Annotated in this window: 17 protein-coding genes and 1 other RNA gene; 15 read left to right on the top strand and 3 right to left on the bottom strand. The window is 64.7% G+C overall.

Going from position 1 to position 19,111, the window contains the following annotated elements; all coding sequences use genetic code 11:
- Positions 1-4: 4 nt before the first annotated feature.
- The 3 genes from serC to gyrA are packed head-to-tail and all read right to left on the bottom strand — an operon-like array spanning position 5 to position 4,358.
- On the bottom strand, positions 5-1,126 hold the full coding sequence (serC, locus tag WKW77_RS16030) for a 3-phosphoserine/phosphohydroxythreonine transaminase (protein WP_340357845.1): 1,122 nt from the start codon (positions 1,124-1,126) through the stop codon (positions 5-7).
- Positions 1,123-1,713, bottom strand: coding sequence for a DUF2059 domain-containing protein (locus tag WKW77_RS16025; RefSeq protein ID WP_340357844.1), 591 nt, complete (start codon positions 1,711-1,713; stop codon positions 1,123-1,125). Before WKW77_RS16025 ends, serC begins: the two co-directional genes overlap by 4 nt.
- On the bottom strand, positions 1,710-4,358 hold the full coding sequence (gene gyrA / locus WKW77_RS16020) for a DNA gyrase subunit A (protein WP_340357843.1): 2,649 nt from the start codon (positions 4,356-4,358) through the stop codon (positions 1,710-1,712). Before gyrA ends, WKW77_RS16025 begins: the two co-directional genes overlap by 4 nt.
- A 224-nt stretch (positions 4,359-4,582) precedes the next feature.
- Between gyrA and ompA the strand changes: the two genes are divergently transcribed.
- From ompA to ntrC, 15 genes are all read left to right on the top strand, one after another.
- The gene (gene ompA / locus WKW77_RS16015) at positions 4,583-5,230 is read left to right on the top strand and encodes an outer membrane protein OmpA (RefSeq protein ID WP_340357842.1); all 648 of its coding nucleotides are present in this window, start codon (positions 4,583-4,585) and stop codon (positions 5,228-5,230) included.
- A 99-nt stretch (positions 5,231-5,329) separates the two neighbouring features.
- Positions 5,330-6,049 (top strand): bifunctional 2-polyprenyl-6-hydroxyphenol methylase/3-demethylubiquinol 3-O-methyltransferase UbiG, encoded by a 720-nt coding sequence (ubiG, locus tag WKW77_RS16010; RefSeq protein ID WP_340357841.1) that lies wholly within the window; start codon positions 5,330-5,332, stop codon positions 6,047-6,049.
- Entirely contained in the window at positions 6,049-6,720 is a 672-nt protein-coding gene (gene gph, locus WKW77_RS16005; protein WP_340357840.1) for a phosphoglycolate phosphatase, read from the top strand. Before ubiG ends, gph begins: the two co-directional genes overlap by 1 nt.
- Before the next feature lie 12 nt (positions 6,721-6,732).
- Positions 6,733-7,120: a transfer-messenger RNA gene (ssrA, locus tag WKW77_RS16000) on the top strand.
- Positions 7,121-7,289: 169 nt separating this feature from the next.
- A complete protein-coding gene (gene ggt, locus WKW77_RS15995; RefSeq protein WP_422823212.1) occupies positions 7,290-8,909 on the top strand; it encodes a gamma-glutamyltransferase in 1,620 nt (539 codons plus the stop codon).
- Positions 8,909-9,667, top strand: a complete 759-nt coding sequence (locus WKW77_RS15990) for a pseudouridine synthase (RefSeq protein WP_340357838.1) — start codon at positions 8,909-8,911, stop codon at positions 9,665-9,667. Before ggt ends, WKW77_RS15990 begins: the two co-directional genes overlap by 1 nt.
- Positions 9,668-9,714: 47 nt before the next feature.
- Positions 9,715-10,683, top strand: coding sequence for a YVTN family beta-propeller repeat protein (locus tag WKW77_RS15985; protein WP_422823211.1), 969 nt, complete (start codon positions 9,715-9,717; stop codon positions 10,681-10,683).
- On the top strand, positions 10,670-11,464 hold the full coding sequence (locus WKW77_RS15980) for a polysaccharide deacetylase family protein (protein ID WP_340357836.1): 795 nt from the start codon (positions 10,670-10,672) through the stop codon (positions 11,462-11,464). The genes WKW77_RS15985 and WKW77_RS15980 overlap by 14 nt, the downstream gene beginning before the upstream one ends.
- A gap of 31 nt (positions 11,465-11,495) precedes the next feature.
- A complete protein-coding gene (locus WKW77_RS15975) occupies positions 11,496-12,467 on the top strand; it encodes a sterol desaturase family protein (RefSeq protein ID WP_340357835.1) in 972 nt (323 codons plus the stop codon).
- Positions 12,468-12,512: 45 nt separating this feature from the next.
- Positions 12,513-13,385, top strand: coding sequence for an EI24 domain-containing protein (locus tag WKW77_RS15970; protein ID WP_340357834.1), 873 nt, complete (start codon positions 12,513-12,515; stop codon positions 13,383-13,385).
- On the top strand, positions 13,382-14,182 hold the full coding sequence (locus WKW77_RS15965) for a competence/damage-inducible protein A (protein WP_340357833.1): 801 nt from the start codon (positions 13,382-13,384) through the stop codon (positions 14,180-14,182). Before WKW77_RS15970 ends, WKW77_RS15965 begins: the two co-directional genes overlap by 4 nt.
- 147 nt (positions 14,183-14,329) lie before the next feature.
- Complete coding sequence (gene glnA, locus WKW77_RS15960) at positions 14,330-15,745, top strand: type I glutamate--ammonia ligase (protein WP_340357832.1); 1,416 nt, start codon at positions 14,330-14,332, stop codon at positions 15,743-15,745.
- 206 nt (positions 15,746-15,951) lie between these two features.
- Positions 15,952-16,464: a hypothetical protein gene (locus WKW77_RS15955; RefSeq protein ID WP_340357831.1), complete on the top strand. Its 513-nt coding sequence runs from the start codon at positions 15,952-15,954 to the stop codon at positions 16,462-16,464.
- On the top strand, positions 16,464-17,540 hold the full coding sequence (gene glnL, locus WKW77_RS15950; RefSeq protein WP_340357830.1) for a nitrogen regulation protein NR(II): 1,077 nt from the start codon (positions 16,464-16,466) through the stop codon (positions 17,538-17,540). The genes WKW77_RS15955 and glnL overlap by 1 nt, the downstream gene beginning before the upstream one ends.
- A 22-nt stretch (positions 17,541-17,562) precedes the next feature.
- On the top strand, positions 17,563-19,107 hold the full coding sequence (gene ntrC, locus WKW77_RS15945) for a nitrogen regulation protein NR(I) (RefSeq protein ID WP_340357829.1): 1,545 nt from the start codon (positions 17,563-17,565) through the stop codon (positions 19,105-19,107).
- The last annotated feature ends 4 nt before the right edge of the window (positions 19,108-19,111 follow it).

Below are 19,111 nucleotides of genomic sequence, written 5' to 3'. Positions count from 1 at the left end.
CCCTCTAGGCATGCGACCGCTCGAATTCTCGCATGTAGCTCACCAGTGCCTGCACGCCGGCGAGCGGCATCGCGTTGTAGATGCTGGCCCGCATGCCGCCGACGGACTTGTGTCCCTTGAGCTGCAGCAGGCCTGCCTCGCGTGCACCCGAGAGGAAGGCGTCGTTGCGGCTCTCGTCGTTGAGGAAGAACGGCACGTTCATCCGCGAACGGCAGGACGGGTCGACTTTGTTGACGTAGAAGGGCGAGGCGTCGATGAAGTCGTAAAGCAGACGGGCCTTCGCGATGTTGCGCGCCTCCATGGCCGCCATTCCCGTGAGTTCGCCCTCCGTCTGCGCACGCAGCCACTGGAAGGTCAGTCCGGCGATGTAGATGCCCCAGGTCGGCGGCGTGTTGTACATCGAGCCGTTGTCCGCGACGGTCTTGTAGTTGAAGGCACTCGGGCAGATGTCGAGCGCATGCCCCAGCAGGTCGTCGCGAACGATCACGATCGTCAGTCCGGCAGGTCCGAGGTTCTTCTGCGCGCCGCCGAAGGCCAGGCCGACGCGGTTCCAGTCGACGGGGCGCGACGCCACGTGCGAGGAGAAGTCGATGACCAGGGGTGCCTTGCTGCCGAGGGCGGCGAGGTCCGGAAGCTCCTGGAACTCGACGCCGTGGATCGTCTCGTTGGAGCAGACGTGCACGTACGAAGCATCATCGGAAAGCCGCCACGATGCCGGATCGGGCAGGCGCGTGTGCTGGTCCGCCGCATTGGTGGCGGCGATGTTCGCGGTGCAATAGCGCTGGGCTTCCTTGTGGGACTTGGTGCTCCAACTGCCCGTGATGATGAAATCCGCGCGGGTCCCGCGCGAGAGGTTCATCGGAACGATGGCGTTCTCGCCGAGCCCGCCGCCCTGCATGAACAGGATGTGGAAGTTCTCAGGCACCGCCAGGAGAAAGCGCAGATCCGCCTCGGCCTGCGTGCAGATCGCGCCGAATTCCTTGCCGCGATGGCTCATTTCCATCACGCCCATGCCGCTGCCCTGCCAGTCGAGCATTTCGGAAGCGGCGCGTTCAAGCACCGCATCCGGCATTGCGGCCGGACCGGCAGAGAAGTTGTAGGGGCGCGGACTCGTCGGCCGCGTCACTTCTTGGCGGGCGCCTTGGCGGGCGCAGCCTTCGGAGCTGCACCGCCGCCAGCTTGCGGATTGGTCGGCGCGCCGAGAGCCTTGGCGACGCTGCTGTCGAGCGCCACCATCTTCGGTTCGATCGTTGCGCGGGTCTCGGCAACCAGCTTTTCGGTGAGCGCTTGCTGCAGCTTCGGATTGATTTCCTGGTACTTCTTGCTGAGCGGCGAGCTGATCCAGGCCAGCAGCTGCTTCAGTTCATCTTCGCTGAAGTTCTGCTCCATGATCGGGCCCAGTGCGCCCGGTGCGAGTTGCACTGCCTTGTCGCGCACGATTGGGTAGGCGTCGTCGAAGTACTTCTTGAGTTCGGCATCGGCTGCCTTGGCGGCCGCTTCGCGCTTCTCTGCGGGAACCTGTGTCTGCAGGTACTGCGAGCCGGCCGCAGCGATCGGAGCGCTCGACTGCTCGACCAGGCCGCGCGCCAGGGATTCGACGCCGGGGCGCTGCAGATCGACGAACTGCTTCACGAGCGCAGCCTTGTCCTGGGCCATGGCCAGCGAGCTTGCGGCGAGCGCAGCCGTCAGGAGCGCGAGTTTGACTTTTTTCACTGAGGATTCTCCGTTGAAGATGTTGAGGAAGTGTCGTCGGCGCCGGACTCGTTTTCGACGTTCGCGTCATTCTCGACGATGCGCTGCAGCCCGCTGAGCTTGGCGCCTTCGTCGAGTCCGATCAGCGTGACGCCTTGCGTCGCGCGACCGAGTTCGCGAATCTCGGCGACGCGGGTGCGCACCAGCACGCCCTTGTCGGTGATGAGCATGATCTCGTCGTCGGTATGGACGAGGGTCGCCGCTACCACCTTGCCGTTCCGTTCACTTTGTTGAATGGCGATCATGCCTTTGGTTCCGCGGCCATGGCGCGTGTACTCGGTAATGCTTGTCCTCTTTCCGTAACCGTTTTCGGTCGCGGTGAGGACGCTCTGCTGCTCGTCCTCGGCGACAAGCATCGCGATCACGCCCTGGCCGTCCTCGAGGGTCATTCCGCGCACGCCGCGGGCGTTGCGGCCCATGGGGCGGACGTCGTTTTCGTCGAAGCGCACGGCCTTTCCGCCATCGGAGAAGAGCATGACGTCGTGGGCGCCATCGGTCAGCGCGGCGCCGATCAGGTAGTCGCCCGGATCGAGGTCGACCGCGATGATGCCGGCCTTGCGCGGATTGCTGAATTCGTCGAGCGCCGTCTTCTTCACGGTGCCCATGGACGTCGCCATGAAGACGAAATGGTTGGCAGGGAAGGTGCGCTTCTCGCCCGTGAGCGGGAGGACGACGTTGATCTTTTCGCCTTCCTGCAGCGGGAACATGTTGACGATCGGGCGTCCGCGCGAGCCGCGTGAGCCGGCCGGCACTTCCCAGACCTTGAGCCAGTAGAGCCGGCCGCGGTTCGAGAAGCACAGGATGTAGTCGTGCGTGTTCGCGATGAACAACTGGTCTATCCAGTCGTCTTCCTTGGTCGTCGTCGCCTGCTTGCCGCGTCCACCGCGCTTCTGGGCACGGTATTCGCCTAGGGGCTGGCTCTTGATGTAGCCGCCATGGGAGAGCGTCACGACCATGTCGGTCGGCGTGATCAGGTCTTCGGTCGACAGGTCGAACGCGCTGTGCTCGATCTGGCTTCGGCGCGTGCCGAGCTTGCTCTGACCGAACTCCTGCTTGATGGAGGTCAGCTCGTCGCCAATGATGATCGAGACACGCTCGGGCTTGGCCAGGATGTCGAGCAGGTCGTCGATCTCGGCCATGACGTCCTTGTATTCGGCGACGATCTTGTCCTGCTCGAGGCCGGTCAGGCGCTGGAGGCGCATCTGCAGGATTTCCTGCGCCTGGGTGTCCGACAGCCTGTAGAGGCCGTTGGAGGCCAGGCCGAACTCGCGATCCAGGCCATCCGGCCGATAGTCGTCGGCGTTGACCACACCGCCGTCGGCGCGCGTGCGGGTGAGCATTTCGCGCACGAGTTTGCTGTCCCAGGCGCGCGTCATGAGCTCCGCCTTCGCGACCGGCGGTGTCGGCGCATTGCGGATGATCGCGATGAACTCGTCGATGTTGGCCAGCGCGACGGCCAAGCCTTCGAGCACATGCCCGCGTTCGCGCGCCTTGCGCAACGTGAAGATGGTGCGCCGCGTCACCACTTCGCGCCGGTGCTGCAGGAAGACTTCGATCAGGTCCTTCAGGTTGCAGAGCTTGGGCTGGCCGTCGACCAGCGCCACCATGTTGATGCCGAAGGTGTCCTGGAGCTGCGTCTGCTTGTAGAGGTTGTTCAGCACGACCTCGGGCACTTCGCCGCGCTTGAGCTCGATCACCAGGCGCATGCCCGACTTGTCGGATTCGTCCTGGATGTGGCTGATACCTTCGATCTTCTTCTCGTGCACGAGCTCGGCCATGCGCTCCTGCAGTGTCTTCTTGTTGACCTGGTAGGGCAGCTCGTCGACGATGATCGCCTGCCGCTGGCCGCGATCGATTTCCTCGAAGTGGCACTTGGCCCGCATCACGACCTTGCCGCGGCCGGTGCGATAGCCCTCCTTGATGCCGTTGATGCCGTAGATGATCCCGGCGGTCGGGAAGTCCGGGGCCGGCACGATCTCCATCAGGTCGTCGATGCCGGCGTCGGGGTGGCGCAGCAGGTGAAGGCATGCGTCCACCACCTCGTTCAGGTTGTGCGGGGGAATATTGGTCGCCATGCCGACTGCGATGCCGCCAGCGCCATTGACCAGAAGATTCGGCAGTTTGCTCGGTAATACCAATGGCTCTTTTTCGGAGCCGTCGTAATTCGGGCCGAAATCGACAGTTTCCTTGTCGATATCGGCGAGCATTTCATGCGCAATTTTCGCCAGCCGGATCTCGGTATATCGCATGGCTGCCGCCATATCGCCATCCACCGATCCGAAATTGCCCTGACCGTCCACCAGCATGTGGCGCATCGAGAAGTTCTGCGCCAATCGGACGATCGTGTCGTAGACAGACTGGTCGCCGTGCGGGTGATACTTACCGATCACGTCGCCCACAATACGCGCCGATTTCTTATAGGGGCGGTTCCAGTCGTTGTTGAGTTCGTGCATCGCATACAACACGCGGCGATGCACCGGTTTGAGGCCGTCCCGGGCGTCGGGAAGGGCGCGTCCCACGATCACGCTCATCGCGTAGTCGAGGTAGCTGCGGCGCATTTCCTCTTCGAGGCTGATAGGGAGGGTTTCTTTGGCGAACGAGGTCATGAACGGCGGTCTGACGGCAAGGAGGCGAAATTTTACGCTGCGGACGGTGTCGCACCGCCGCAACACAAGGCGGCTATTCCGCCTCCGTCCTACGCTTCGGGGGCGTCTGCCGGGCTGTTTGCGAAAGACCCTATGGCACAATCGCCTCAACGTTTTGGGTGGTGGTCACTTAAAGCGTCCTTGATTCGCAGCGCGGCTGCGGCTTTTTCCCCAAGAGGAGAACCATGAAGAAACTGAATAAAGTGGCGATGATGTTTGCAGTCGCTGCGCTCGCCACTGCCGCCGGCGCGCAGAACCGTGTCACCGCCGCGAACGGTGGTCCGGTGATCGACAACTGGCAAAACGGCACTGGCGAACTGGTTTGGAAGAACGGCACCAACGAACTCTGCTGGCGCGATGCCAACTGGACGCCGGCTACCGCCGCTGCTGGCTGCGACGGCGCGCTCGTTCCGCCCGCCCCGGCTGCTGCAGCTCCTGCTCCCGCTCCGGCTCCGGTTCCCCCGGCAGTCGCTGCTTCGAAGGTGACCTTCGCTGCTGACGCGTTCTTCGACTTCGACAAGTACGTCCTCAAGCCGGAAGGCCGCGCCAAGCTGGACGACCTCGTCTCGAAGATCAAGGACGTGAACCTCGAAGTGATCATCGCGGTTGGCCACACCGACTGGATCGGCACGAAGGAATACAACCAGAAGCTGTCGGTTCGCCGTGCTGAAGCCGTCAAGGCCTACCTGGTCTCGAAGGGCATCGAAAAGAACCGCGTGTACACCGAAGGCAAGGGCAAGACCCAGCCGATCGCTGACAACCGCACCGCCGAAGGCCGCGCCAAGAACCGCCGCGTGGAAATCGAAGTGGTGGGTACCCGTCCCAACAAGTGATTCTTCCGAATCGCTGATGAAACCCCGCCTCGGCGGGGTTTTTTTATGTCTGCTCGGCGCTGGCAATGGCCCGAATTCGACCCGATTCATAATCAGCACATGACCGATACCGTGAATGCCGATCCGGCCGAACTCGCCAAATTTTCAGAGCTGGCCCACCGTTGGTGGGACGTCGAAAGCGAATTTCGACCGCTGCACGAAATCAACCCGTTGCGTCTGGAGTGGATCGACGGTATTGCACCGATTGCCGGGCGCAAGGTGCTCGACGTCGGCTGCGGCGGCGGGATCCTGGCGGACTCGATGGCGCGCAAGGGTGCCGAGGTGCTGGGCATCGATCTCGCCGACAAGGCGCTCAAGGTCGCGCAGCTTCATGCACTGGAGGCCAGCACCCGGGGCGTGAAGTACCGCGCCGTCAGCGCCGAGGCGCTCGCCGCCGAGCAGCCAGGGAATTTCGATGTCGTGACCTGCATGGAGATGCTCGAGCACGTGCCGCAACCTGCGTCGGTTGTCAAGGCCTGTGCCGATTTGGTGAAGCCAGGAGGCTGGGTGTTCTTCTCGACCATCCATCGCAACCTGAAGTCGTTCCTGTTTGCCATCGTCGGGGCCGAGTACCTGCTGGGCCTGCTGCCGCGCGGAACCCACGAATACCAGAAGCTGATCCGTCCGAGCGAACTCGCGGCGTACTGCCGGGCAGCCGGACTCGACCTCCGCCAGACGCGCGGGATGGAGCACAACCCCATCACGCGGCGCTATTGGCTGAGTGGCGACACCAGCGTGAACTACATGATCGCCACGCAAAAGCCGGGGCAGGTGCAGTGATGGGGGGTGGACGGGATACGCAGGCCATCCTGTTCGATCTGGACGGCACGCTGATCGACAGCGCCCCCGATCTCGGTGCGGCGGCGGACCAGATGCGCGTCGCCAGGGGGCTCGCCTCCCTGCCGCTGGAGCGCTACCGCCCCATGGCCGGTGCCGGTGCGCGGGGCATGCTGGGCATTGCCTTCGGCATCACGCCGGACGCACCCGAATTCGTGAGCCTGCGGGAGGAGTTCTTTCTCAACTACGAGGCGAGGATGCTGCGCAATACGCAGGTCTTTTCCGGCGTGGCCGAACTCGTCGAGGCGTTGTGCGAGCGCGGCTTGCGCTGGGGCGTGGTGACGAACAAATCCGTGCGCTTCACGGATCCGCTCACGCGCGCGATCCCGCTGTTCGGCAGCGCCGGCGCGATCATCAGCGGCGATACGACCCCCTACTCGAAGCCGCATCCCGAGCCTCTGTTCGAGGCGGCGAGGCGGCTCGGCGTGGCGCCGCAAGCCTGCGTCTACGTCGGCGACGATGAGCGCGACATCCTGGCGGGGCGCGCGGCGGGCATGCGGACGATCGCCGCCACCTACGGCTACATGGGCGAACAGGCGGAAGTGGCGCGCTGGGACGCCGACGCGGCCATCGCCTCGCCCCTTGAGCTCTTGCAACTACTCAATCAGGCCTAAAATAGCAGGCTTGGGGCTGCACTGGTTTCGACGTGGGTTCGGAATCGCAGCGGGGCATGTCGAGCTGAATGCGCTCGTTAAACAGATTCAAACAAACTAACTGCAAACGACGAACGTTTCGCACTCGCTGCTTAATTGCCAGTGAGCTTTGCAACAGCAGGCCGATGGGCTGGGCAAGGGGGTGAAGGAGCAATCCGACGCCTCCCGGCTGCAAAGTTAATCTACATCGGCTGGCCCTGATCCGGGTACCTTGGGTCAGGGCGAGAACATAGGGTGCTGGCGGCCGGTGTAGCGTGCGACTGCGCGACACCGGCGGCGAGATCCAAAACAGATCGCTAAACATGTAGAACTGCGCGAAGAAGGCTTACGGACGGGGGTTCAAATCCCCCCAGCTCCACCAATCAATGCAACCGGCGCCGGTGGATGACCCATCGGCGCCGGTCTTCTTTGACATGAGACAACTTCGATGGAGCCGCGCGCTCCGCAAGGCGGTCGGCGCCGTTCTCGTCCTGGCTGCCGCGTCGCAGGTGGATGCCGCTTCGCAGGCGCCGGTCGCGGCCGAAAGCGGCATGGTCGTGACTGCCCAGCATCTCGCGTCGAAGGTCGGGGTCGATGTTCTGAGGCGCGGTGGCAATGCCATCGATTCCGCCGTGGCGGTGGGGTATGCACTGGCCGTGGTGTACCCGGCGGCTGGCAACCTCGGCGGCGGCGGATTCATGACCCTTCAACTCGCCGATGGGCGCAAGACCTTCCTGGACTTCCGCGAGAAGGCGCCGCTCGCCGCGAAGCCCGACATGTTTCTGGACAAGGACGGCAATGTCGTCAGGAACCTGAGCACGCTCGGCCATCTCGCGGTCGGCGTGCCGGGGACGGTGTCGGGACTGGAGGTGGCGCGCGAAAAGTACGGAACCATGGGGCGCAGCGCGCTGATCTCGCCTGCGATCGAACTGGCGGAACAGGGCTTCGAACTGACTCAGGGCGATATCGACATGCTGTCGACCGCGACGGGCAATTTCCGCGACGATCCGGCCTCCGCGGCCATTTTCCTGAACAAGGGCGAGCCCTTTGCCGTGGGCCAGAAGCTCGTCCAGAAGGACCTCTCAAGAACCCTCGAGGCCATCGCCCGCAATGGCGTGGACGGCTTCTACAAGGGCCCCGTGGCTGCGGCGATCGTGACCTCGAGCCGGGCGGGCAAGGGGGTCATCACGCAGGCCGACCTCGACCGGTACAGCACGCGCGAGCTCCCGCCGGTCGAATGCGACTACCGCGGCTACCACGTGGTCTCGGCGCCGCCGCCGAGTTCGGGCGGGGTGGTGCTCTGCGAGATGCTCAACATCCTCGAGGGCTATCCACTCAAGGAACTGGGCTTTCGTTCGGCGCAGGCGGTGCACTACCAGATCGAGGCCATGCGCCATGCGTACGCCGACCGCAACACCCAGCTCGGCGACCCGGATTTCGTCAGCAATCCTGTGGGCCGGCTGATCGACAAGGGCTATGCCGACGGCATCCGCGCCGTCATCGATCCCGCCAAGGCCGGGGTGTCGCTGGAGATCAAGCCGGGCGTCCCGCCGCACGAGGGTACCAACACCACGCACTATTCGATCATCGATCGCTGGGGCAATGCGGTGTCGGTGACCTACACGCTCAACGACTGGTTCGGCGCGAAGGTCACCGCGGCGGGCACGGGCGTGCTGCTCAACAACGAAATGGACGATTTCACCTCGAAGGCCGGCGTCCCGAACATGTATGGACTGGTGCAAGGGCAGGCCAACGCCATCGCACCGGGCAAGCGCCCTTTGAGCTCGATGACCCCGACGATCCTGACGAAGGATGGCAAGCCGGTCTTCGTCGTCGGAACGCCCGGCGGCAGCCGGATCACGACCGTGGTGCTGCATGCGATCCTCAACGTCGTCGACTACGGCATGAACGTGCAGGAGGCGCTGGACGCGCCACGCTTCCATCAACAATGGCTTCCGGAGGCGACCGAGGTGGAGAAGTTCGCGCTGTCGCCCGATACGCGCAAGATCCTGGAGGGCATGGGGCACCAATTCGGGCCGCCTCAGCCGACCAACCATGCGGAGGCGATCATCGTGGGCGCGCCCACCCTCGGTGGCTCGCCGGTCGGCAACAACCGCTTCTACGGCGCGAACGACCCGCGCCGCAACACCGGACTGGCCCTGGGGTACTGATGCACATCGACGAGATCCTCTACACGCAGGGCTTCGGAACGCGCAGGGTGTGTGCGGGGCTGATCCAGCAGGGGTACGTTTCGGTGAATGGCGCTTCGGTCACGAACCCCGCCGAGGATTTCGAGACCGCAGGGCTACGGTTCGCCGTGCAGGGCACCGAGTGGGCGTATCACGAGAAGGCCTACCTGATGCTGCACAAACCTGCCGGCACCGAGTGCTCCCAGAAGCCGTCGACCTATCCGAGCATCTACACGCTGCTGCCTTCCCCGCTGCGCCAGAGGCCCAACAAGGGCGCGGTGCAGGGCGTGCAGGCGATCGGCCGGCTGGATCAGGATACGACCGGATTGCTTCTCCTGACCGACGACGGCCAGTTCATCCACCGCATGGGTTCGCCCAAGCACCACGTGCCGAAGGTCTACGAAGTGACGACCAAGCATCCGATCGACGCGAAGCAGGTGGAGCGCCTGCTGGCAGGCGTGGTGCTCGACGACGATCCGAAGCCGGTGCGCGCTGCGGCCTGCGAGATCGCCGGGCCGCACCATCTGAGCCTGACGCTCACCGAAGGCAAGTACCATCAGGTCAAGCGGATGCTGGCCGCCGTGGGGAATCGTGTCGAGGCGTTGCACCGCTCGCGCATCGGCATGCTGGCGCTCCCGGAAGATCTGGCGCCGGGCCAATGGCGTTGGCTTGACATGGCTCAAGTCGAAGCGTTGCGAAACGCGCGCGCAAGTCAGCCAGCCGCAGGGGTCGATCGTTAAAATCCCAAATCTTCTTTCGGAAACCTCCCTTGCGTCTCACTTCCCACCTGACAGGCCGCCTTGCGGCCTTTTTGTTTGCTTGTGCGGCGTTGGCGTCGCATGCCGCGGAGCCGCCTCCCGTCTTCGTGCTGAACTCCCTCGATGCCACGGTGAGCGTGATCGATCCCGCCTCGTGGACCGAAAGAGTCCGCATCCCGACCGGAAAGGAGCCGCACCACCTCTACCTGACCCCGGATGAGATGTCGCTGATCGTCGCCAATTCGGCAGGCGATTCGCTGACCTTCCTGAATCCGCGCACGGCCGAAGTGCAGCGCGTGGTCTACGGGATCATCGATCCGTACCACCTGCGCTTCTCGCCGGACATGAAGTGGTTCGTCACCGCGGGCAACCGACTGAACCATGTCGACGTCTACCGCTGGGACGGCAAGGAGCCCAAGCTCGTCAAGCGCATTCCCACCGGCAAGACGCCGAGCCACATCTGGATCGACCCACGCAGCACCACCGCTTACGTGACGATGCAGGACAGCGACGAGCTGATCGCGGTGGACCTTCCTTCGCAGACCATCCGCTGGCGCATGCCCACCGGCCCGATGCCGGCCGACATCTTCGGCATCCATGACGGCAAGACCCTCCTGGTGGGTCTCACCGGCAGTGATGGCGTGCAGGTGTTCGATGTCGCGGGGCCGCAGCCCAAGCTGGTCGGCAAGCTCCCGACGGGCAAGGGCGCGCATGCCTTCCGCTCGGCCGGCGACGGGCGCAGCGTGTTCATCAGCAACCGGGTGGCCAACACGATCAGCCGCATCGACATCGCGACCCTCAAAGTCACCGACACCTATGCCGTGCCGGGCGGCCCGGACTGCATGGACGTTTCCGCCGACGGCAAGACGCTCTACGTGACCTCGCGCTGGGCCAAGAAGCTCACCGTGGTCGATCTCGTCGGCAACAAGGTCCTGCGGCAGGTGAACGTCGGCCGCTCGCCGCACGGTGTCTGGACCCTCGACCATGCCAAGTCGTAGGCGCGCGCTCGGCGCGTTGCTGCTGTCGGCCGCTCTGGCAGGCAATGCGTCGGCGCAGGACACCTGCAGCAAGCCCGTCTACCTGACCTTCGACACCGGCCACATGGGCATCGCGCCGCTGGTGGCCGATGTGCTCAAGCGCCAGGACGTGCGTGTGACCTTCTTCGCCGCGGCGGAGCGCACAGAGAGCGGCGGCGACAGCCTCGACACTCAATGGGCGCCCTGGTGGAAAGCGAGGGCCGCCGAGGGCCACGAGTTCGCTTCCCACACCTACGACCACGCCTACTGGCGCGGCGACCTCAAGGGCATCGAGCCGCGCTTTCGCATCAAGCCCACGGCCGGCGCCTTTGCCGGACGCGAATTCACCTGGGACGCGAAGCAGTACTGCGAGAACATCACGAAAGCCGCCGATCGGCTCGCCTTCGTCACCGGCAAGAAGCCGCTGCCGCTGTTCCGCGCGCCCGGCGGCAAGACCTCGCCGAAGCTGCTGCAGGCCGCGAAGAATTGCGGCTACGAGCATGTCGGCTGGGCGCCCGCAGGCTTCCTCGGCGACGAGTTGCCGAGCGAGAAATACAGCAACGAGAAGCTGCTCCAGCAGGCGCTCGACACCATCCGGCCGGGCGACATCCTGCTCGCGCACCTCGGCATCTGGTCGCGCAAGGACCCGTGGGCGCCGGCCGTCCTCGAACCGCTGATCGTCGGCCTCAAGGCCCGGGGCTTCTGCTTCCAGACGCTTCGGCAGCATCCGGCGTACCGCGAGTGGATCGCGGCGCATTCCTGAACCATCGGCGCCTGAACCGGATCGCATCGCCATGGAGTGGCTCACCGATCAATTCTCGGCACTGCAGCAATGGCTGTTCGAGGCCGTGGTGCAGCCGATCGTCTATGCGATCGGCCTCGGCGGCCGGGTCGAAGATGCCTTCGATGCCACCGGCTGGCTGCTGGTCGGGCTGATCCAGATCGCGGTGCTCGTTGCGGTGATCGGCCCCCTGCAGCGCTGGAAGCCGGTGGAGCCGGTGGTCGACCGGCCTGCGATCCGCACGGATGTGCTGTACACGCTGATCCATCGGCTGGGCCTCTTCCGGCTGGCGATGTTCTTCGCGGTGACGCCTTTGTTCGACGACGCGCTCGGCATGGTCCGCGCCGCCGGCTGGGGGACGATGCACCTGGACGCGCTCTGGCCTGGCGTCACCGACATCCCGTGGGTTGCCTTCGCGGCGTACCTGGTGGTGATCGATTTCGTCGAATACCTCATCCACCGCGGGCAGCATCGCTTCAACTGGTGGTGGGCGCTGCATTCGCTGCATCACTCGCAGCGGCAGATGACGATGTGGAGCGACGACCGCAACCATCTGCTCGACGACGTGATCCATGACGCGATCATCGTGATCGTTGCGCAGCTGATCGGCGTCGCGCCCGGGCAATTCATCGCGATCGTGGCGTTCACCCAGCTCAGTCAAAGCCTGCAGCACGCCAATCTCCGATTGAGCTTTGGCAGGCTCGGCGAACGGCTTTGGATCAGCCCGCGTTTCCATCGTGTGCACCACAGCATCGGGATCGGGCACGAATCCGAGGGGCCGCGCACGCTTGGCGGACACAACTTCGGTGTTCTGTTGCCCTGGTGGGACATGCTGTTCCGCACCGTGAACTTCGACGACCGCTACGACCCGACCGGCATTCGCGACCAGGTCGAACCCGACGCGCAAGGCCGTGTCCGCGATTACGGCCGCGGCTTCTGGTCGCAGCAGTGGCTCGGTCTCAAGCGGCTGGCGGGCAGGGGTTGAAACGCAGCTTTTCGCTTCACGCGATGGCGTTATCCTCGGGCCCCCATGCGACTTCTTCTCGATTCGTTCTGGCGCGCGGTCGCCTACTGCATGCACCCTCGGGTGATCGTGCTGTCGTTCCTTCCGCTCGGACTGATGGTGGTCATCTCGGCGGTGCTCGGCTACTTCTACTGGGATGCTTCGGTCGCCTGGATGCGGCAGGCGCTCGATGCGTGGCCGCTGCTCTCGGGCGTGTGGGCATGGATCGGCGGCATCTTCTCCAGCGACGTCAAGGCGATCCTCGCGCCGCTGCTCGTGGTGCTGGCGGTCACGCCGCTGATCGTGGTCGTGTCGCTGCTGATCGTGGCCGGATTCATGGCGCCGGCGCTGACCCGTCTGGTCGCCGAACGCAGATTTCCTGAGCTGGAGCAGAAGAAGGGAGCGTCCTTCATCGGCAGTGCGGCCCGCTCGTTCGGACTGACCGTCCTTGCCATGCTTGCGCTCGTGGTCTCGATGCCGCTGTGGCTCATTCCGCCGCTGGTGCTGGTTCTTCCGCCGCTGATCTGGGGCTGGCTCACCTATCGGGTGATGAGCTTCGACGCGCTGGCCGAGCACGCCACGGCGGAGGAACGCAACACGCTCCTGCGCACCCACCGGATGCAACTGCTGGGGATCGGCGTGCTGTGCGGCTATCTGGGCGCGGCGCCGAGCATCGTCTGGGCATCGGGCCTGCTGTTCGCGGCGGCGTTCTTCGTGCTCGCGCCGATGGCCATCTGGATCTACACGCTGGTGTTCGCGTTCTCCGCGCTCTGGTTCGCCCACTACTGCCTCGACGCGCTCGCAAGACTGCGCCTCCAGCAGGCGGTCGCCGCGGTCGCGCCGCCAGCTATCGACATGGCGGACGCCAAGGCCGCCGCAAGCCAATGGAGCGCACCATGAGCCGATCATTCGGTCTGATCATCGTCGGCGACGAAATCCTGTCGGGCAAGCGCCTGGACAAGCACATGCCCAAGGTCATCGAACTGCTCGCTGCACGCGGGCTGCAACTCGCCTGGGCCGAGTACGTCGGCGACGTTCCGGCGCGCATCACCGCGGCGCTCGCCCGCGCTTTCGCATCGGGCGACGTGGTGTTCTCCACGGGCGGCATCGGCGCCACGCCCGACGACCACACGCGCCAATGCGCGGCCGCGGCGCTCGGCGTCCCGCTGGCACTGCATCCGGAGGCCGAGGTGCTGATCCGCGAGCGCATGCAGGACACCGCGCGCGAGCAGGGGGTGCCCTACGAACCGGATCGCCCCGACAACGTGCATCGCCTGAACATGGGCGTGTTCCCGCTGGGCGCGAAGATCATCCGCAACCCGTACAACAAGATCCCGGGCTTCAGTGTCGGCGACGTGCATTTCGTGCCGGGTTTCCCGGTCATGGCCTGGCCGATGATCGAGTCGGTGCTCGACGAGCGCTATGCCGGCCTCTTCGCGCGCGGGCGCGCCGTCGAGAAATCGGTGATCGTCTTCGGCTCAATGGAAGCGACGCTGACGCCGCTCATGGAGGCCATCGAGCGCGAGCATCCGGGCATCAAGGTCTTCAGCCTGCCGAGTGTGGACCATGCCGAACACGGCCGCCACATCGAGCTCGGCGTCAAGGGCGACGCCGACAAGGTCGAGGCCGCCTACGCACAACTTCTGCAGGGCCTGCACGGCTTTGATGCACGTCTCGGCCCCGAATTGGTGCGATGAGTGTCGACGCACCAATTTGGTTACAACTTGCATGTTCCAGGCTGTGCATGAGTGCACCAAAGCCTTCTGCGCGCCAGTGACAATGGCATAGAAACTGCATTCCCTTTCCCCCGTCATACCAACCACCATCCAAACCAGGAGAACCTGATGGCAAAGACCGTCGCCGATGTACTCAAACTCGTGAAGGAAAACGAGGTCAAGTTCGTCGACTTCCGCTTCACCGACACCCGCGGCAAGGAACAGCACGTGACCGTGCCGGTTTCGCACTTCGATGAAGACAAGTTCAATTCGGGCCACGCCTTCGATGGTTCGTCGATCGCCGGTTGGAAGGGCATCGAAGCCTCGGACATGCTGCTCATGCCCGATCCGAACACCGCGAACATCGATCCGTTCTTCGAAGAGACGACGATGATCCTGACCTGCGACGTGGTCGATCCCACCGACGGCAAGCCCTACGAGCGCGATCCCCGTTCGCTCGCCAAGCGCGCCGAGGCCTACATGAAGGCATCGGGCCTGGGCGACACCGCCTACTTCGGACCGGAGCCCGAGTTCTTCGTGTTCGACAGCGTGCGCTGGAAGAACGACATGTCCGGCTGCTTCGTGAAGATCGACTCCGAAGAGGCCTCGTGGAACACCGACAAGGAATACGAGCACGGCAACACCGGCCACCGCCCGGCGGTCAAGGGCGGCTACTTCCCGGTTCCCCCGGTCGACAGCTTCCAGGACATGCGTTCGGAAATGTGCCTGGTGCTCGAATCGCTCGGCATCCCGGTCGAAGTGCATCACCACGAAGTGGCCAACGCCGGCCAGATGGAACTCGGAACCAAGTTCAGCACGCTCATCCAGCGCGCCGACTGGGTCCAGCTGCAGAAGTACGTGATCCACAACGTCGCCCACGCCTACGGCAAGACCGCGACCTTCATGCCCAAGCCGATCGTCGGCGACAACGGCTCCGGCATGCACGTGCACCAGTCGGTCTGGAAGGACGGCAAGAACCTCTTCGCCGGTGACGGCTACGCCGGCCTGAGCGAATTCGCGCTGTTCTACATCGGCGGCATCATCAAGCACGCCCGTGCGCTCAACGCCATCACGAACCCCGGCACCAACAGCTACAAGCGCCTGGTGCCCGGCTTCGAAGCCCCGGTGAAGCTGGCCTACTCGGCCAAGAACCGCTCGGCATCGATCCGCATTCCGTTCGTGGCGAACCCGAAGGGCCGCCGCGTCGAGGCTCGCTTCCCCGATCCGATGATGAACCCGTACCTCGGCTTCGCCGCGATGCTGATGGCCGGTCTCGACGGCGTGGAAAACAAGATCCACCCGGGCGAAGCCGCGAGCAAGGACCTCTACCACCTGCCGCCGGAAGAAGACGCGCTGATCCCGACCGTCTGCCACAGCCTCGACCAGGCGCTCGAGTACCTCGACAAGGACCGTGCGTTCCTGACTAAGGGCGGCGTGTTCACCGATGCCTACATCGACGCGTACATCGAACTCAAGATGCAGGAAGTCACGCGCTTCCGCATGGCCGCCCACCCGGTCGAGTTCGACATGTACTACTCGCTGTAATGTTGCTCGCCCCCAGGCTTGCTCACTTCGTGTAGCCGCCAACCCCTACCGGGGGCAACACCAGCGGACCGGCGGAGCCGGTTCCACGGTGTTTCACGAACAAAAGCCCGTCTTTGACGGGCTTTTCCTTTTCAGGGGGAACGCTTCGGGTGGGCGGGCATCGAATTGCATCAAAATGTCCAGCTGAGCGCACTCCATCGACGATCATGAAGACTCTTTCCGCTTTCCTGCTGGCCGCCGTTGCGTTTGGCGGCCTCACTTTGCAAGCCGCTGCGCAGGAGCGCGTCTGGCGCTGCGGCAACGAATACACCAACAACGCGACGCTGGCTCAGCAGCGCGGCTGCAAGATCATGGAAGGCGGCAACGTCACCGTCGTGCAGGGCACGCGGCCGGTGGCGTCGGCCGCGCCGTCGAGCGGGGCGTCCGCCGCACGCTCACCGGCCGGCAGCCCGCGCGTCGACAGCGCCGACCAGCGCGCGCGAGACGGCGAAGCACGTTCGGTGCTCGAATCCGAGCTCAAGAAGGCGCAGGATCGCCGGGCGCAACTGCTCAAGGAATACAACAACGGCGAGCCCGAAAAGCAGGGCAGCGAATCCAAGAACTACCAGAAGTACCTGGACCGCGTCGCGGAGATGAAGGCCGAGATCGACCGCAACCAGAGCGACATCGACGGCATCCAGCGCGAAATCGGCCGATTGCCTGCCGCGGCCAACCGCTGATGGCTTTTGGCAAGCCGGCGGGCCGCGGCAAACGCTTTCAGGCCTTCGACCTGCTCTCCACCCTGATTGCGGTGGTTCGCACCGATGGATCGGTCCTGTTTGCCAACTCGGGCCTCGAGGACGCGCTCGGCACGTCGCGCCGCACGCTCGAAGGCTCGCAGTTCGGGGCCTGCTTCAATGAACCCCAGGTGCTGCGCACCGCCATCGAGGGCGCAAGCAGCAACGACTTCGCGACGCTTCGCTACGAGGCGATGCTGCGCAGGGTCAACCACGACCTGATGCCGGTGCAGGTCACGATCGCGCAGACCGACAAGGCCGGTGAACTCATCATCGAGATGTCGCCGCTCGAACAGCAGGTGCGCCAGGATCGCGAGGAGCGCCTGCTCGATCAGGCGCAGGCCAACAAGGAACTCATCCGCAATCTCGCGCACGAGATCAAGAACCCGCTCGGCGGCATCCGCGGCGCGGCGCAGCTGCTGCAGATGGAAGTCGAGTCGCGAGACCTCGTCGAATACACGCAGGTCATCATTCATGAGGCCGACCGGCTGCAGACGCTGGTCGATCGCCTGCTCGCGCCGCATCGCCGGCCGCATGTGGTGGGCGACGTGAACATCCACGAAGTGTGCGAGCGCGTGCGTTCGGTGATCCTCGCGGAGTTCCCGCGCGACCTTCACATCGAGCGCGACTTCGATGTGTCGATCCCCGAGTTTCGCGGCGATCGCGAGCAGCTCATCCAGGCGACGCTCAACATCGTTCACAACGCCGCGCAGGCACTCGCCGAACGACGCGCTGCGGGCGACGCGCAGATCACGCTCAAGACGCGCGTCGCTCGTCAGGTCATATTCAACAAGCAGTGGTATCGACTGGCACTGGAATTGCATGTCATCGACAATGGACCGGGCGTGCCGGACACGATCAAGGACCGCATCTTCTATCCGCTCGTCTCGGGCAGGGAAGGCGGGACGGGACTGGGATTGACGCTGGCGCAAACCTTTGTGCAGCAGCATCACGGCGTGATCGAGTGCGACAGCGTCCCGGGCCGGACCGATTTCAAGATACTGATACCGCTGCCCTAGCAGCCACGCAACAAGGAGCTGCATGAAGCCGATCTGGATAGTGGATGACGATCAATCAATCCGCTTCGTGCTGGAAAAAGCGCTGCTGCGCGAAGACCTGCCGACCCGTAGCTTCACCAACACGCGCGAGGTTCTTGCCGCACTCGAAGCGGCAGCCGACGACGAACTGCAGGGCCCCCAGGTCCTGGTGAGCGACATCCGCATGCCGGGTGGTTCCGGCCTCGATCTGCTCGACAAGATCAAGGCCAAGCACCCGGGACTGCCGGTCATCATCATGACCGCCTTTTCCGACCTCGACAGCGCCGTCTCGGCGTTTCAGGGCGGTGCCTTCGAATACCTTCCGAAGCCCTTCGACCTGCCGCGCGCAGTGGAACTGATCCGCCGCGCCGTCGACGAAAGCCAGCGCGAGGAAGTGGCCGAGGAGCGCATGGCCGCCACGCCCGAGATGCTCGGCCAGGCGCCTGCGATGCAGGACGTCTTCCGCGCCATCGGCCGGCTGTCGCAAAGCAATGTCACGGTGCTGATCACCGGCGAGTCGGGCTCCGGCAAGGAACTGGTGGCGCGCGCACTTCACAAGCATTCGCCTCGCGCCAACGGACCTTTCGTCGCGATCAACACCGCCGCGATTCCGAAGGACCTGCTCGAGAGCGAACTCTTCGGCCACGAACGCGGCGCGTTCACCGGCGCGCAGACCATGCGCCGCGGCCGCTTCGAGCAGGCCGAAGGCGGCACGCTGTTCCTGGATGAAATCGGCGACATGCCGTTCGACCTGCAGACGCGGCTGCTGCGCGTGCTGAGCGACGGACACTTCTACCGCGTCGGCGGCCACAACTCGGTCAAGGCCAACGTGCGCGTGATCGCGGCGACCCACCAGGATCTGGAACTGCGCGTCAAGCAGGGCGGATTCCGCGAGGACCTTTTCCACCGGCTCAACGTGATTCGCCTGCGCCTGCCTGCGCTTCGCGAACGCAGCGAGGACGTGCCCGCGCTCACGCGCCACTTCCTGCAGCAGAGCGCGAAGCAGTTGGGCGTCGAGCCCAAGCGCATCTCCGATGCGGCGCTGGCACAGTTGGCCTCGTTCAACTTCCCGGGCAACGTGCGCCAGCTCGAGAACATCTGTCACTGGCTCACCGTCATGGCGCCGGCTCAGTTGATCGAGGCCAAGGACCTGCCGCCCGAAGTGATGGCGAATCTGCCTGTCGAACTGGCTCTGGCACCGACCGCCACGTCGGCGCCTGCGGTTGCCGAGCACGATTCCGCGACGCCGATGCCGCTCGGAGGCGCCACATCCACCGGGGCACCCGCGGTTCCATCCGCCGCGCCGGCGAGCGCGGCCACCGCTCCGGTTTCCACGGCGTCGTGGGAGAGCGGCCTGGAACTGGAAGCGCAAAGCATGCTGGCTGCCGGCCGGACCGATGTGTGGGACGCGCTCTCGCGGCGCTTCGAGTCGCGGCTGATCCTCACGGCGCTCGCGAACACGCGCGGCCGCCGCATCGAAGCGGCTCAGAAGCTCGGCATCGGCCGCAACACCATCACGCGAAAGATCCAGGAACTGGGGCTGGAGTAGCCGG

The organism is Variovorax ureilyticus (assembly GCF_037889935.1).
Classification (GTDB): domain Bacteria; phylum Pseudomonadota; class Gammaproteobacteria; order Burkholderiales; family Burkholderiaceae_C; genus Variovorax; species Variovorax ureilyticus.
Note: the sequence above shows the minus strand (reverse complement) of the source record. Positions and strands in the feature narration are given on the sequence as shown.

Excerpts from the sequence above, each read along its gene's own strand:
- gyrA (WP_340357843.1), bottom strand. The coding sequence starts at position 4,358 with ATGACCTCGTTCGCCAAAGAAACCCTCCCTATCAGCCTCGAAGAGGAA.
- ompA (WP_340357842.1), top strand. The coding sequence starts at position 4,583 with ATGAAGAAACTGAATAAAGTGGCGATGATGTTTGCAGTCGCTGCGCTC.
- ubiG (WP_340357841.1), top strand. The coding sequence starts at position 5,330 with ATGACCGATACCGTGAATGCCGATCCGGCCGAACTCGCCAAATTTTCA.
- gph (WP_340357840.1), top strand. The coding sequence starts at position 6,049 with ATGGGGGGTGGACGGGATACGCAGGCCATCCTGTTCGATCTGGACGGC.
- ggt (WP_422823212.1), top strand. The coding sequence starts at position 7,290 with ATGGTCGTGACTGCCCAGCATCTCGCGTCGAAGGTCGGGGTCGATGTT.
- WKW77_RS15990 (WP_340357838.1), top strand. The coding sequence starts at position 8,909 with ATGCACATCGACGAGATCCTCTACACGCAGGGCTTCGGAACGCGCAGG.
- WKW77_RS15980 (WP_340357836.1), top strand. The coding sequence starts at position 10,670 with ATGCCAAGTCGTAGGCGCGCGCTCGGCGCGTTGCTGCTGTCGGCCGCT.
- WKW77_RS15975 (WP_340357835.1), top strand. The coding sequence starts at position 11,496 with ATGGAGTGGCTCACCGATCAATTCTCGGCACTGCAGCAATGGCTGTTC.
- WKW77_RS15970 (WP_340357834.1), top strand. The coding sequence starts at position 12,513 with ATGCGACTTCTTCTCGATTCGTTCTGGCGCGCGGTCGCCTACTGCATG.
- WKW77_RS15965 (WP_340357833.1), top strand. The coding sequence starts at position 13,382 with ATGAGCCGATCATTCGGTCTGATCATCGTCGGCGACGAAATCCTGTCG.
- glnA (WP_340357832.1), top strand. The coding sequence starts at position 14,330 with ATGGCAAAGACCGTCGCCGATGTACTCAAACTCGTGAAGGAAAACGAG.
- WKW77_RS15955 (WP_340357831.1), top strand. The coding sequence starts at position 15,952 with ATGAAGACTCTTTCCGCTTTCCTGCTGGCCGCCGTTGCGTTTGGCGGC.
- glnL (WP_340357830.1), top strand. The coding sequence starts at position 16,464 with ATGGCTTTTGGCAAGCCGGCGGGCCGCGGCAAACGCTTTCAGGCCTTC.
- ntrC (WP_340357829.1), top strand. The coding sequence starts at position 17,563 with ATGAAGCCGATCTGGATAGTGGATGACGATCAATCAATCCGCTTCGTG.